Annotated in this window: 16 protein-coding genes; 7 read left to right on the top strand and 9 right to left on the bottom strand. The window is 67.5% G+C overall.

Annotated elements, in window-relative coordinates; all coding sequences use genetic code 11:
• Positions 1–19: 19 nt before the first annotated feature.
• Together GR316_RS10985 and GR316_RS10980 are read right to left on the bottom strand one after the other, a co-directional pair.
• Positions 20–157, bottom strand: a complete 138-nt coding sequence (locus tag GR316_RS10985) for a hypothetical protein (RefSeq protein WP_211783952.1) — start codon at positions 155–157, stop codon at positions 20–22.
• Positions 158–182: 25 nt separating this feature from the next.
• Positions 183–686, bottom strand: a complete 504-nt coding sequence (locus tag GR316_RS10980) for a sigma-70 family RNA polymerase sigma factor (RefSeq protein WP_390625164.1) — start codon at positions 684–686, stop codon at positions 183–185.
• Positions 687–783: 97 nt separating this feature from the next.
• Between GR316_RS10980 and GR316_RS10975 the strand changes: the two genes are divergently transcribed.
• The 4 genes from GR316_RS10975 to GR316_RS10960 all read left to right on the top strand — a co-directional run bounded on the left by GR316_RS10975 (position 784) and on the right by GR316_RS10960 (position 2,726).
• Positions 784–951 (top strand): hypothetical protein, encoded by a 168-nt coding sequence (locus GR316_RS10975; protein ID WP_211783951.1) that lies wholly within the window; start codon positions 784–786, stop codon positions 949–951.
• Positions 952–1,086: 135 nt separating this feature from the next.
• Positions 1,087–1,584 carry a type III secretion system chaperone family protein gene (locus tag GR316_RS10970; protein ID WP_249218770.1) on the top strand — a complete coding sequence of 166 codons (498 nt, stop codon included), beginning with the start codon at positions 1,087–1,089 and terminating at the stop codon, positions 1,582–1,584.
• Between the two features lie 12 nt (positions 1,585–1,596).
• Positions 1,597–2,400 carry a pyrroline-5-carboxylate reductase gene (gene proC, locus GR316_RS10965; protein WP_211783949.1) on the top strand — a complete coding sequence of 268 codons (804 nt, stop codon included), beginning with the start codon at positions 1,597–1,599 and terminating at the stop codon, positions 2,398–2,400.
• A complete protein-coding gene (locus GR316_RS10960) occupies positions 2,397–2,726 on the top strand; it encodes a tRNA-binding protein (RefSeq protein WP_211783948.1) in 330 nt (109 codons plus the stop codon). The genes proC and GR316_RS10960 overlap by 4 nt, the downstream gene beginning before the upstream one ends.
• On the opposite strand, the gene GR316_RS10955 is transcribed toward GR316_RS10960, so the two are convergent.
• Genes GR316_RS10955 through GR316_RS10945 form a run of 3 tightly spaced genes read right to left on the bottom strand, consistent with a single transcriptional unit; the run spans position 2,723 to position 5,563 of the window.
• Positions 2,723–3,847, bottom strand: coding sequence for a phosphopentomutase (locus GR316_RS10955; protein ID WP_211783947.1), 1,125 nt, complete (start codon positions 3,845–3,847; stop codon positions 2,723–2,725). The two genes, GR316_RS10960 and GR316_RS10955, sit on opposite strands and share 4 nt — an antisense overlap.
• The gene (locus GR316_RS10950) at positions 3,844–5,154 is read right to left on the bottom strand and encodes a thymidine phosphorylase (RefSeq protein ID WP_211783946.1); all 1,311 of its coding nucleotides are present in this window, start codon (positions 5,152–5,154) and stop codon (positions 3,844–3,846) included. Before GR316_RS10950 ends, GR316_RS10955 begins: the two co-directional genes overlap by 4 nt.
• A 1-nt stretch (position 5,155) precedes the next feature.
• Positions 5,156–5,563, bottom strand: a complete 408-nt coding sequence (locus GR316_RS10945; RefSeq protein ID WP_211783945.1) for a cytidine deaminase — start codon at positions 5,561–5,563, stop codon at positions 5,156–5,158.
• A 111-nt stretch (positions 5,564–5,674) separates the two neighbouring features.
• On the opposite strand from GR316_RS10945, the gene GR316_RS10940 reads away from it, so the two are divergent.
• A complete protein-coding gene (locus tag GR316_RS10940; RefSeq protein WP_211783944.1) occupies positions 5,675–7,954 on the top strand; it encodes an NADP-dependent malic enzyme in 2,280 nt (759 codons plus the stop codon).
• Here GR316_RS10940 and GR316_RS10935 read toward each other — a convergent pair whose 3' ends face one another.
• Positions 7,955–8,722, bottom strand: coding sequence for an NAD kinase (locus GR316_RS10935; protein ID WP_211783943.1), 768 nt, complete (start codon positions 8,720–8,722; stop codon positions 7,955–7,957).
• Positions 8,723–8,848: 126 nt separating this feature from the next.
• Between GR316_RS10935 and glyA the strand changes: the two genes are divergently transcribed.
• A complete protein-coding gene (gene glyA, locus GR316_RS10930; RefSeq protein WP_211783942.1) occupies positions 8,849–10,144 on the top strand; it encodes a serine hydroxymethyltransferase in 1,296 nt (431 codons plus the stop codon).
• A 31-nt stretch (positions 10,145–10,175) separates the two neighbouring features.
• On the top strand, positions 10,176–10,946 hold the full coding sequence (locus GR316_RS10925) for an alpha/beta fold hydrolase (RefSeq protein ID WP_211783941.1): 771 nt from the start codon (positions 10,176–10,178) through the stop codon (positions 10,944–10,946).
• Here GR316_RS10925 and GR316_RS10920 read toward each other — a convergent pair.
• The 3 genes from GR316_RS10920 to GR316_RS10910 form a co-directional block, all read right to left on the bottom strand.
• Positions 10,943–11,254: a hypothetical protein gene (locus GR316_RS10920; RefSeq protein ID WP_211783940.1), complete on the bottom strand. Its 312-nt coding sequence runs from the start codon at positions 11,252–11,254 to the stop codon at positions 10,943–10,945. The genes GR316_RS10925 and GR316_RS10920 overlap by 4 nt on opposite strands.
• Before the next feature lie 99 nt (positions 11,255–11,353).
• Positions 11,354–11,593, bottom strand: a complete 240-nt coding sequence (purS, locus tag GR316_RS10915; RefSeq protein WP_211785202.1) for a phosphoribosylformylglycinamidine synthase subunit PurS — start codon at positions 11,591–11,593, stop codon at positions 11,354–11,356.
• A 9-nt stretch (positions 11,594–11,602) separates the two neighbouring features.
• Positions 11,603–12,343, bottom strand: a complete 741-nt coding sequence (locus tag GR316_RS10910; RefSeq protein WP_211785203.1) for a phosphoribosylaminoimidazolesuccinocarboxamide synthase — start codon at positions 12,341–12,343, stop codon at positions 11,603–11,605.
• Positions 12,344–12,382: the final 39 nt, after the last annotated feature.

Genomic DNA, 12,382 nt, shown 5'->3' with positions numbered 1-12,382 from the left:
GACAAGCCGTTTCTCGCGCTCAGCCGCTGACAAGTGCGAGGGCGATTCCAACCAGTACGGCGATGACCGCGACCAGCGTCAGATAGCGCAGGCCGAGGCTCTCGGGGCAACCGTGATCGCGGGTTTGCCGGCGGGGGGCGTGGCTTATGTCGGACATGGGCTTCTTCTCCTTCGCCATGGGCCTATAGGGCGTCGACGCCCAGATCCTCGATCACCATCTGCCGGGCGCGGTTCACGCGGCTCTTCACCGTGCCGATCGCGCAGTCGCAGATCGTGGCGGCGGTTTCGTAGCTTTCGCCCAGCATCACCACAAGGATCAGCATCTCGCGGTAATGGGGCGGAAGGCGGTCCACGGCGGCCATCAGCTCCTTGCCGCGCACGAACCATTCCTGCGTCGCCGGGCTGATCGGGGTGGAGGATACGCAATCCTCGCCAGCTGGAGCCTCGCGCGTACGGACCTTCACCGAGGTGAAGAACGTATTGCGCATGATCGTGAACAGCCAAGCCCGCAAGCGGGTGCCTTCTTCGAACTTGTTGATGTTGCCAAGGGCCTTCACCAGTGTATCCTGAACGAGGTCGTCGGCATCGACGGCATTCTTGCAGAGGGATCGGGCGTAGGCCCGCAAGGCCGGAATCAGCTCCAGCACGTCGGGAACGACCTTCCCACCAGCTTGCTGATCCATCATCCTCACCCCTGCAGAACGGCAACGCAGGTCCAACGTGGCCTGCTGGCTTTGGTTCCCGTTTCGGGCCGGGGCAAAGGGAACGAAAGCGGGGACGCGCATGCAGGCTCAGGACGTGCCGGCACAGGATCTGGACGAAGACCTTTCGCAGCTTGCGGCGGATCTTCTGGCGGCACTGAAGGACGAACCGGTTCCGCCGGCGATCCTCGATCTTGCCGCCCGTCTGCAGGCGGCACTTCGGGCCGTTCCGGTCGATGAACCGGATTGACCATCCGGCCACTTGACTCTGCGCACAGATTTATCCCCAAGAGATTCGCACCCGCGTCCAGTTTGAGGATTCACACCTTCGCCCTCCACATCTAGTATGGGGCGGATGGTAGATGACATTTCAAGCGGGGGCGCCATGCTGGACGGTTACATCGCAGACGGCGACCTCCATCCCATCGACGCGGTGGAGGTTTTCGCAACCCGCCATGCGTGGGATTTCGACCGCATGGCCGAGGATCGGATCGCGCTGAGCGTGGCCGGCCTGTGGAGGACCTATGCGATCACCCTCGTCTGGCAGCCGATGGACGAGACGCTGCGCCTCGTCTGCGCGTTCGAGATGTCGCCCCCCGAAGGGCGGACGCCCGCGCTTTATGACCTTTTGAACCGCGTGAACGACCGCGTGTGGTCGGGTGCCTTCACCTTCTGGCACGATCAGCGGATGATGGCATGGCGCTACGGCCTTGCGCTGTCGGGTGGGCAAGTCGTCGGGGCCGAGCAGGTGGAGCATCTGATGCACAGCGCCGTCACGGCGGCGGAGCGGTTCTATCCGGCCTTCCAATTGGTGGCATGGGGCGATGCCGCGCCGGAAAAGGCGCTACAGATCGCCATGGCCGAAGCCTATGGCCGGGCCTGAAGGGGAATGACGATGACCTATGACGACATTGCGCGGCGCGGGCTGGTGCTTCTGGGCTGCGGCAAGATGGGATCGGCCATGCTGGCCGGCTGGCTGGCGGGCGGGCTTCCCCCCGCCTCGGTGCATGTGCTGACACCGAACCCCTCGGATTGGCTGCGCGGCACGGGCGTGAACATCAACGGCGCCCTGCCCGAGGATCCGGCCATCGCGCTGATCGCCGTGAAGCCGCAGAAGATGGCCGAGGCCCTGCCCCGGCTGGTGCCGCTGGGCGGAGGTGCCACGCTGTTCGTCAGCGTGGCGGCCGGGCTGACGCTGGCGCGGTACGAGGCGATGCTGGGCGCGGGCACGCCCGTGGTGCGCGCCATGCCGAACACCCCCTCCGCCGTCGGGCGCGGCATCACGGCGCTGGTGGCCAATCGCGACGTCACCGAAGCCGATATGCAACTGGCCGAGGCGCTGCTGTCGGCAGTCGGCGAGACGGTCCGCCTCGAGGCCGAGGATCAGATGGATACGGTTTCCGCCATCTCCGGCTCCGGCCCGGCCTATGTCTTCCACCTGATCGAGGCGCTGGCCGCGGCGGGCATCGCCGAGGGGTTGGACCCGGACCTTGCGATGCGGCTGGCGCGCGCCACGATCACCGGCGCGGGGGAACTGGCCCACCAGACCCCGGACACGGCCGAGCAGCTTCGCGTCAACGTCACCTCCCCCGGCGGGATGACGGCGGCGGGCCTTGCCGTGCTGATGGCGGACCTGCCGGACCTCGTGCACCGCACGGTGCGGGCGGCGGCGGATCGGGGCCGGGAACTCGGCGCGTGATAACCTTCGACGATTTCGCCAAGATCGACATCCGGGTCGGCCGGATCACCCGCGCCGAACCCTTCCCCGAGGCGCGCAAGCCCGCGCTGAAGCTGTGGATCGACTTCGGCGATCTGGGGGAGAAGCGATCCTCGGCGCAGATCACGCGGCATTACGCCCCCGATACGCTGGTGGGCAAACAGGTGCTGGCGGTCGTGAACTTCCCGCCCCGCCAGATCGGCCCCGTCCGATCCGAGGTGCTGGTGCTCGGCGTTCCGGACGAGGATGGGGAGGTCGCGCTCATCACGCCCGACCTGCCCGTGCCGCTGGGCGGGCGCCTTTTCTAAAAGCCGAGATGCGCCGAGACGAGATCGGCCACCGCCGTGAAGCGGATCAGCCCCAACTCCCCCCGCCGCCCCGCCACCAAGACCGGCACGCGTTCGCGCGTATGATCGCTGCCGCGCCATGTCGGATCGTTGCCGTGATCGGCGGTGAAGATCGCAAGATCGCCGGGCCGCAGGCGCGCCAGAAGCCGCCCCGCCTGCGCGTCGAACCATTCGAGATGCCGGGCATACCCTTCGACATCGCGGGGATGGCCATACAGGCTGTCGAACTCCACGAAGTTGGAAAAGATCAGCGCGCCCTCCTCCGCCTCGTCGCCGAGGCGGACCAGATGTTCGGCGAGCGCGGCATCGTCCTTGCCCTTGTGCAGCCGGTCGATCCCCCGGCCCGAGAAGATATCCCCCACCTTGCCGACGGCATGGGTCGGATGGCCCGCCGCCTGCGCCCGGTCGAGGATGGTCGGCGCGGGCGGCGCGATGGCGTAATCGCGGCGATTGCCCGTGCGGTGGAACGCCCCCGGCACGCCCGTGAAGGGCCGCGCGATCACCCGGCCCACGCGCCGCGCATGCAGCAGCGGCGCAAGCCCCGCGCACAGATCCAAAAGCCGGTCGAGGCCGAACCCGTCCTCATGCGCCGCGATCTGGAACACGCTGTCGGCCGAGGTATAGCAGATGGGCCGCCCGGTTCGCAGATGCTCCTCGCCCATCCGATCGATCACCGCGAGGCCGCCCGAATGGCCGCCGTCCAGAATGCCGTCCACCCCCGCCAGCCCGCGGATCGCATCCACGATTTCTTGATCGAAGGGAGCCTTCGGGAAATAGGTCCAGTCCCATGGCACCGGAACCCCCGCCAATTCCCAATGCCCCGAAGGCGTGTCCTTCCCGCGCGAGATTTCGGTCGCCGCGCCCCACAGGCCCTGCGGCGCGGCACCAAGGCCGGGCGCGGCCTCGCCGCTGGCCAGCGTCACCGCCGCCCCAAGGCCCAAGCCGTCCAGCACCGGCATCCGCAGCGGCCGCCGCGCGGCGATATGCGCCAGCGTGTTCGCACCCGCATCGCCGAATTCGGCCGCATCGGGCGCGCCGCCGCAGCCCACGCTGTCCATGACGGTCAGAAAGACGCGGCTCATCCCAGCCTCGCGTGAATGAGGGGGGTCTGCATCGGCGCCTCCTGCGCATTCTGGAGATAGGCGGCCTGAACGGCGCGGACCGCCGCCTCCGCCGCCGCTTCGGTGGCGGCATGGACGAAGCAGAGCGGCTCCCCCATGCCGACATGATCGCCAAGGCCCGCAAGATCGCTGACCCCGACGGACGGGTTGATGCGGGCACCGGCCTGCATCCGCCCGGCCCCCAGATGCAGCACCGCGCGGCCCAGCGCCTCGCCGTCGATGGCGGTGACATGCCCCTCCATCGGGGCGGGCACATCCATCACCACGGGGGCCGAGGGCAGCCGGTCGGGCCAGCGTTCGACGAAATCCGCCGGCCCGCCCTGCGCCGCGATCATCCGGCCCAGATATTCGGCGGCGCGCCCGGATTCGAGCGCATCGGCCAACATCGCCTCGCCCGCCGCCGCATCGGCCGCAAGCCCGCCCAACGCCAGCGCCTCGCCGCCCAGCGCCACCGTCACCTCCCACAGGGCGGCGTTCACGGCCGCGCCGGTCAGCGTCTCCATCACCTCCACCACCTCGAGCGCGTTGCCCATGGCGGTGGACAAAGGCTCGCTCATATCCGTGATCAGGGCGCGGGTCATGCAGCCTGCGCCCTGCGCCGTTTCCACCAAGGCGGCGGCAAGGGTTTCGGCCTCGGCCATCGATTTCATGAAGGCCCCCGATCCGACCTTCACATCCAGCACCAGCGCCTCCAGCCCCGCCGCCAGCTTCTTGGACAGGATGGAGGCGGTGATCAGATCAAGGCTTTCCACCGTTCCGGTCAGATCGCGGATCGCATAGAGCCGCCGGTCGGCGGGCGCCACCGCATCGCTGGCCGCGACGATGGCGCAGCGCGTCTCCTCCACCTGACGGCGCAGCGCCTCTTCGGTCAGATCGACGCGCAGGCCGGGAATCGCCTCCAGCTTGTCGAGGGTACCGCCGGTATGGCCCAGCCCCCGCCCCGAGATCATGGGCACATAGGCCCCGCAGGCCGCCAGCGCCGGGGCCAGCAGCAGCGAGACGCAATCCCCCACCCCGCCGGTCGAATGCTTGTCCAGCACCGGCCCCGGCAGATCCCAATGCAGCACCGTGCCCGAATCGCGCATGGCGCGCATCAGCGCGACGCGCCCCGCATCGCCCAGCCCGCGCTGACAGACCGCCATGGCGAAGGCCCCCGCCTGCGCATCGCTGACCGCGCCCGAGGCGAGGCCCGCCGCAAAGGCGGCGATGTCGGCCGCATCCGGCGTCTCGCCGCGGCGCAGGGCCGAGAGGAAGGTGCGGATGTCCACGTCAGCTCCGCTCCATATGCTCGGCGCCGAAGGCCCCCGGCAAGAGGCCCGCCACCGTCATGTCGCGCGCCTGCCCGTCCACGGTGCACAGCGTCACGGGCGCGCCCTGCCCCGCGAATTCGGCGATCTTCTGGCGGCACCCGCCGCAGGGCGGCACCGGGGCCGGGCTGTCGGCGATGATCAGGATCTCGGCGATCTCGATCTCTCCGGCGGCGACCATCGCGGCGATGGCGCCCGCCTCGGCGCAGGTGCCTTCGGGATAGGCGACATTCTCCACGTTGCATCCGGCATAGATCCGGCCCGAACGCCCGCGGATCGCCGCTCCCACCTGAAACTTCGAATAGGGGGCGTAAGCCTTCAGGCGAACCTCGCTCGCGGCCGCCAGCAGGATCGGGTCGGGAATGGTCATTGCATGCTCCGTTGCTTCGGTCCAACTGTGGGCACCGGCGGCACGGGATGCAAGCGCGGCTTGTGCCCACAGGTATATGGTTTAAGAGCGAACCAGTTTTCGGAGGACGCCATGGACGACCAGCGGCAAGACAAAACGCGCCATCCCGCGCTGAACTACCACGAATTCCCCCGGCCGGGGAAACTGGAGGTCCGCGCGACCAAGCCGCTGGCCAATGGACGCGACCTCGCGCTGGCCTATTCCCCGGGCGTCGCGGAAGCCTGCCTCGAGATCAAGGCCAACCCGCAGGATGCCAGCCGCTACACCGCGCGCGGCAACCTCGTGGCGGTCGTGTCCAACGGCACGGCGGTTCTCGGCCTCGGCAATATCGGGGCGCTGGCGTCCAAGCCGGTGATGGAGGGCAAGGCCGTCCTCTTCAAGAAATTCGCCAATATCGACTGCTTCGACATCGAGGTGAACGAGGCCGACCCCGAAAAGCTGGCCGATATCGTCTGCGCGCTGGAGCCGACCTTCGGCGCCATCAACCTCGAGGATATCAAAGCCCCCGATTGCTTCATCGTCGAAGAGATCTGCCGCAAGCGCATGGGGATTCCCGTCTTCCACGACGATCAGCACGGCACCGCCATCGTGGTCGGCGCCGCCGCGACCAACGCGCTGCATGTGTCCGGCAAGCGGTGGGAGGATATCAAGGTCGTCTCCACCGGCGGGGGCGCGGCGGGGATCGCTTGCCTCAACATGCTGCTGAAACTGGGCGTGCGGCGCGAGAATGTCTGGCTCTGCGATATCGCGGGCGTCGTCTACGAGGGCCGCACCGAAGAGATGACCCCCCAGAAGGCCGCCTATGCCCAAGCGACGGACAAGCGCACGCTGGACGAGGTGATCGAGGGCGCGGACCTGTTCCTCGGCCTGTCGGGGCCGGGCGTGCTGAAGGCCGATATGGTGGCCCGCATGGCCGAGAACCCGATCATCTTCGCATTGGCCAACCCCACCCCCGAGATTCTGCCCGACCTCGCCCGCGAGGTCAGCCCCGGCGCGTTGATCGCCACCGGCCGTTCGGACTTCCCGAACCAAGTGAACAACGTGCTGTGCTTCCCCTTCATCTTCCGCGGTGCGCTGGATGTCGGCGCGACGACGATCAACGACGAGATGAAGATCGCCTGCATCGAAGGCATCGCCGCCCTTGCCCGCGCCACCACCAGCGCCGAGGCCGCCGCCGCCTATGCCGGAGAGCAGCTGACCTTCGGCCCCAACTATCTGATCCCCAAACCCTTCGATCCTCGCCTGATGGGCGTCGTCGCCAGCGCCGTGGCCAAGGCCGCGATGGACAGCGGCGTCGCCACGCGCCCGATCGAGGATCTGGCCGCCTACAAACGCGGGCTCGACAGTTCGATGATCCGCTCCTCGCTGATCATGCGTCCCGTCTTCGAGGCGTCGGCCCAGCACGCCCGCCGCATCGTCTTTGCCGAGGGCGAGGATGAGCGCGTGCTGCGCGCCGCCAACGCCATGCTGGAGGAGACCAACGACAAGCCGATCCTGATCGGCCGCCCCGAGGTCGTGGCCATGCGCGCCGAACGCGCGGGCCTGAAGATCCGCCCCGAGGTCGATTTCGACATCGTGAACCCCGAAAGCGATGCCCGCTATCGCGAATACTGGGAAAGCTATCTGAACCTGCGCGTGCGCCACGGCGTCACGCCCGATGTGGCCCGGTCGGTCATGCGGACCAACACCACCGCCATCGCGGCGCTGATGGTGCAGCGCGGCGAAGCCGACAGCCTGATCTGCGGCACCTTCGGGCAGTACCTCTGGCATCTGGATTTCATCGAGCAGATCCTTGCGCGGGACGGGCTGCATCCGGTCGGCGCGCTCAGCCTGATGATCCTCGAGGATGGGCCGCTCTTCGTGGCCGACACCCACATCCATTCCGAACCGACGCCGAAGCAGATCACCGAAACGGTGCTCGGTGCCTCGCGCCATGTGCGCCGCTTTGGGATCGAGCCGAAGGTGGCGCTTTGTTCATCTTCGCAGTTCGGCAACCTCGACAACGGGTCGGGCCGCCGGATGCGCGAGGCGCTGGCGATGCTGGACGCGATGCCGCTCGACTTCGCCTATGAGGGGGAGATGCATATCGACACCGCCCTCGATCAGGCGTCGCGCGCCCGGCTGCTGCCGCAATCGCGCTTCGACGGGGCGGCGAACGTCTTGGTCTTCGCCAATTCCGACACCGCGTCGGGCGTGCGCAATATCCTGAAGATCAAGGCGAACGCGCTGGAGGTCGGGCCGATCCTGATGGGCATGGGCAACCGCGCCCATATCGTCACGCCCGCCGTCACCGCGCGCGGCCTTTTGAACATGGCGGCCATCGCAGGCACGCCCGTGTCGCAATACGGCTGATCAGACGAACTGTTCGCGGATCAGCCGCTCTTCCAGACCGTGCCCCGGATCGAACAGGATCCGGTGCCGGATCTCGGGGCGGGAGCGGACTTCGACGGAGACCACGTCGCGGACGGAGCGCCCGTCCGCATCCGCCATCACCGGCCGTTTGTCCGGGTCGAGCACCTCGAACCGGACCACCGCCGTCTTGGGCAGAAGCGCCCCGCGCCAGCGCCGCGGCCGGAATGCCGCCACCGCCGTCAGGGCCAGCACATCCGCGCCGATCGGCAGGATCGGCCCATGGGCCGAATAGTTGTAGGCCGTCGATCCGGCGGGCGTCGCCACCAGCGCGCCATCGCAGACCAGCTCCTCCAGCCGCAGACGGCCATCGACGAAGATCCGCAGCCGCGCGGCCTGCGCGCCCTGCCGCAGAAAGCTGACCTCGTTGATCGCCAGTTCCTCGCGGATGCGGCCATCCATCGTCTCGGCCCGCATGGCCAGCGGATTGATGACCTCCACCTCCGCCTCGGCAAGGCGGCGGGGCAGATCCTCCAGCGCGAAGCTGTTCATCAGGAACCCCACCGTACCGCGGTTCATGCCATAGACGGGGATGTCCCGCCCCTCCAGATCGTGGAGGGTTTGCAGCATGAACCCGTCGCCGCCGAGCGCGACGATCGCCTCCGCCTCGTCGCGCGCGGTCTGACCGTGCATGTCGGTCAGTTGCGCCAGCGCCAATTCGGCGACGGGGGCGGTGCTGGCGGCGAAATGGATGCGCGTGGGATGGTGCATGGCGCAAGTCTTGCGTCGCGCCATGGGAAAACTCAAGCTGCCGATTGCGCGAGCGAGCAAATCCGGCCTTCCGGCCCGGGCGGGCCTGCGGTAAACAGCGCGCAACGGAACGCGCAGGAGAATCCCATGACCGCCCCGCATATCGACGCCGGCTATTTCACCAAGTCGCTGGCCGACAGCGATCCCGACCTGTTCACGACCATCACCGACGAACTTGGCCGCCAGCGCGACGAGATCGAGCTGATCGCCTCGGAGAACATCGTGTCGCTGGCCGTCCTCGAGGCGCAGGGTTCGGTGCTGACCAACAAATACGCCGAAGGCTATCCGGGCAAACGCTACTACGGCGGTTGCCAGCATGTCGACGTGACTGAAACGCTGGCGATCGAACGTGCCAAACAGCTTTTCGGCTGCAACTTCGCCAATGTGCAGCCCAATTCGGGCAGCCAGATGAACCAAGCCGTGTTCCTTGCGCTGCTGCAGCCGGGCGACACGTTCATGGGCCTCGATCTGAACTCGGGCGGGCACCTGACGCATGGCTCGCCGGTGAACATGTCGGGCAAATGGTTCAACGTCGTCAGCTACGGCGTGCGCCAGCAGGATCACATGCTGGACATGGAGGACATCCGCGCCAAAGCCCGCGAGCATAAGCCCAAGCTGATCGTGGCCGGCGGCACCGCCTATTCCCGCTTCTGGGATTGGGCCGAGTTCCGCGCCATCGCGGACGAGGTCGGCGCCTATCTGATGGTGGACATGGCCCATATCGCGGGCCTCGTGGCGGGCGGCGTGCACCCCTCGCCCATCCCCCACGCCCATGTCGTGACCAGCACCACGCACAAATCGCTGCGCGGCCCGCGGGGCGGGATGATTCTGACGAACGACGAAGCGATCGCCAAGAAGATGAACACCGCCGTGTTCCCCGGCCTTCAGGGCGGCCCGCTGATGCATGTCATCGCCGCCAAGGCCGTGGCCTTCGGCGAGGCGCTGCGCCCCGAGTTCAAGCAATACGCCGCGCAGGTGAAGGCCAATGCTGCCGCCATGGCCGATCAGCTGATGAAGGGCGGGATCGACATCGTGTCGGGCGGCACCGACAACCACCTCTGCCTTGCCGACCTGCGCCCCAAGAAGGTGACGGGCAAGGCCGCGGAGGCCGCTCTGGGCCGGGCGCACATCACCTGCAACAAGAACGGCGTGCCGTTCGATCCGGAAAAACCCTTCGTCACCTCGGGGATCCGTCTGGGCGCGCCCGCCGGCACCACCCGCGGCTTCGGCGAGGCGGAGTTCCGTCAGATCGCCGACTGGATCGTGGCGGTGGTGGACGGCCTTGCCGCCCATGGCGAGGATGGCAATGCCGAGGTCGAGGCGAAGGTCGCCGCCGAGGTGCAGGCCCTCTGCAAGCGCTTCCCCCTCTATCCGAACCTCTAAGAGGAGGGGGCTTCGGCCCCCTTTTTTCATCATGCTGAACACGATCGTCCACCCAGCCCGCACGCCTTCGGACGCCCCGCCCCTGATCATCGTGCACGGGCTGTTCGGCCTTGGTCGGAACTTCAACTCCATCGCCAAAACGCTGGCCGAAACGCGGGACGTGATCGCGGTCGATCAGCGCAATCACGGCGACAGCTTTCGGGCGGATCGGCACGACTACCCCTCGATGGCCGCCGACGTGGCCGAGGTGGTGGCGGCCCATGGCGGGCAAGCGGACCTCTTGGGCCATTCGATGGGCGGCAAGACGGTGATGCATCTGGCGCTGACGCAGCCGGGGCTGGTGCGGCGCCTCGTGGTGGCGGATATCGCGCCCGTCCCCTATGCGCATGATCAGATGCACAACCTGCGCACGATGCAGGGGCTCGATCTGACGGGCCTGACATCGCGGCGCGCCGCCGACGAGCGGCTGGCAGCGCGGGAGCCTGACGCCGGTCTGCGCGCCTTCTTCCTGCAATCGCTGGATCTGAAATCCGATCCGCCGCGCTGGAAGATCAACCTCGACGTGCTGGAGCGGGAGATGCCGAAGGTCCTCGACTGGCCCGGCGCGGAGGGTCCGTTCGACGGCCCCACCCTTTTCATCGCCGGCAGCCGTTCCGATTATATCGAGGCCGAACACCGGCCCCTGATCCGCCGCCTCTTCCCGCGCGGCAACGTCGTAAAGCTGCCGGGTGCGGGCCATTGGCTGCATGCCGACAACCCGCGCGCCTTCGAAGAGACGGTGCGGATCTTCCTCGACGCTTAGGGCATGTCCGGGGCGATGGTCAGAATCGCCGTCCGCCCCTGATAGCGAAAGACGTAGCGGTTGCGCGGCGGCGGGATCATCCGCTCCGAAAGCGAGACCTCCACCCCGAGGCCCTTGGCTAGGATATGCGCCTCCACCGGGGCAGAGGCGGCAGGGTCGTCGCCGAGCACACGGATGCGCACGATATCCACCGCGCGCAGATGGGTGTCGATCATCGCGGCCGTCTCGCGGTCCAGCGTCGGTGCGGGCTGCGGCAGGTCGGATGTCGGGGTCGCGGCCGGAATCTCCGGCGGGTGGTCGCGTTTCATGGGCCCGCTTCCTTTGTCAGAGACTCCAGCCTTATCAGCAGGAGCGCCCGGATCGAAGGCGGAAATGGCGTGGCGGCAGGATTCCGCCCGCCCTGCCCTTCAGATGATCTCGACCGAGTATTTCTCGATCACCGTATTGGCAAGAAGCGCCTCGCACATGCGGCGCACCTCCTCTTCGGCGGCGGCGGCGTCGGTGGCGGTCAGGTCCAGTTCGATCACCTTGCCCTGACGCACGCCGTCCACACCGGCAAAGCCCAGCGTTCCAAGCGCGCGGCGCACAGCCTCGCCCTGCGGGTCAAGGACGCCGTCCTTCAGCATGATATGAACGCGGGCTTTCATCATGGCACCTCAGTTGATGAGCGTGGGTTTGGTCGTATGCGTGACGTTCGAAGGCAGCACCCCAAGGCGCCGCGCCAATTCGGTCGACATCTCGGGCAGCGGGCCGGGTTCGCGCGGGTTGCCCTCGGCATCGAGGCCGCGCAGATCCCACAGCGTGCAATTGTCGGGCGTCAGTTCATCGGCCACGATCAGGCGCATGAAATCGCCTTCCCAGATGCGCCCCACCTCCAGCCGGAAATCGGCCAGCCGCATGCCGACCCCCATCATCGCCCCGGACAGAACGTCGTTGACGCGCAGCACCAGCGCCACGATGTCATCCAGATCCTGCTGGTTCGCCCAACCAAAGGCGATCACATGCTCTTCGGAGATCAGCGGACAGCCGAGCTTGTCGTCCTTGAGGTAGTATTCCACGATCGGACGCGGCAGCGCCGTGCCTTCGGGAATGCCCAGACGGTCGGAGATGCCGGTCGCGGCATAGTTGCGCACCATCACTTCCAGCGGCAGCATCTCGGCCATGCGGACCAGTTGCTCGCGCATGTTGATGCGGCGGATGAAATGCGTCGGAACGCCCACGCCGTTCAGGCCGGACATGAAGAATTCGGACAGCCGGTTGTTCAGCACGCCGCGCCCTTCGGTGCGGTCGCCGTCATCCACGGCCTCATCCTTGAAATACTGGATCAGGGTGCCGGGCTCCGGTCCTTCGAAAAAGATCTTGGCCTTGCCTTCGTAGACCTTCTTACGCCGTGCCATCATCGCCCCAAACCCTGAACGCGGACGGGGCGGCGCAAA

The sequence above is a fragment of the Falsirhodobacter algicola genome, from assembly GCF_018279165.1.
GTDB lineage: Bacteria > Pseudomonadota > Alphaproteobacteria > Rhodobacterales > Rhodobacteraceae > Falsirhodobacter > Falsirhodobacter algicola.
Note: the sequence above shows the minus strand (reverse complement) of the source record. Positions and strands in the feature narration are given on the sequence as shown.

Excerpts from the sequence above, each read along its gene's own strand:
- GR316_RS10940 (WP_211783944.1), top strand. The coding sequence starts at position 5,675 with ATGGACGACCAGCGGCAAGACAAAACGCGCCATCCCGCGCTGAACTAC.
- GR316_RS10975 (WP_211783951.1), top strand. The coding sequence starts at position 784 with ATGCAGGCTCAGGACGTGCCGGCACAGGATCTGGACGAAGACCTTTCG.
- GR316_RS10955 (WP_211783947.1), bottom strand. The coding sequence starts at position 3,847 with ATGAGCCGCGTCTTTCTGACCGTCATGGACAGCGTGGGCTGCGGCGGC.
- GR316_RS10910 (WP_211785203.1), bottom strand. The coding sequence starts at position 12,343 with ATGGCACGGCGTAAGAAGGTCTACGAAGGCAAGGCCAAGATCTTTTTC.
- proC (WP_211783949.1), top strand. The coding sequence starts at position 1,597 with ATGACCTATGACGACATTGCGCGGCGCGGGCTGGTGCTTCTGGGCTGC.
- GR316_RS10945 (WP_211783945.1), bottom strand. The coding sequence starts at position 5,563 with ATGACCATTCCCGACCCGATCCTGCTGGCGGCCGCGAGCGAGGTTCGC.
- GR316_RS10925 (WP_211783941.1), top strand. The coding sequence starts at position 10,176 with ATGCTGAACACGATCGTCCACCCAGCCCGCACGCCTTCGGACGCCCCG.
- GR316_RS10970 (WP_249218770.1), top strand. The coding sequence starts at position 1,087 with ATGCTGGACGGTTACATCGCAGACGGCGACCTCCATCCCATCGACGCG.
- GR316_RS10980 (WP_390625164.1), bottom strand. The coding sequence starts at position 686 with ATGATGGATCAGCAAGCTGGTGGGAAGGTCGTTCCCGACGTGCTGGAG.
- GR316_RS10920 (WP_211783940.1), bottom strand. The coding sequence starts at position 11,254 with ATGAAACGCGACCACCCGCCGGAGATTCCGGCCGCGACCCCGACATCC.
- purS (WP_211785202.1), bottom strand. The coding sequence starts at position 11,593 with ATGAAAGCCCGCGTTCATATCATGCTGAAGGACGGCGTCCTTGACCCG.
- GR316_RS10985 (WP_211783952.1), bottom strand. The coding sequence starts at position 157 with ATGTCCGACATAAGCCACGCCCCCCGCCGGCAAACCCGCGATCACGGT.
- glyA (WP_211783942.1), top strand. The coding sequence starts at position 8,849 with ATGACCGCCCCGCATATCGACGCCGGCTATTTCACCAAGTCGCTGGCC.
- GR316_RS10935 (WP_211783943.1), bottom strand. The coding sequence starts at position 8,722 with ATGCACCATCCCACGCGCATCCATTTCGCCGCCAGCACCGCCCCCGTC.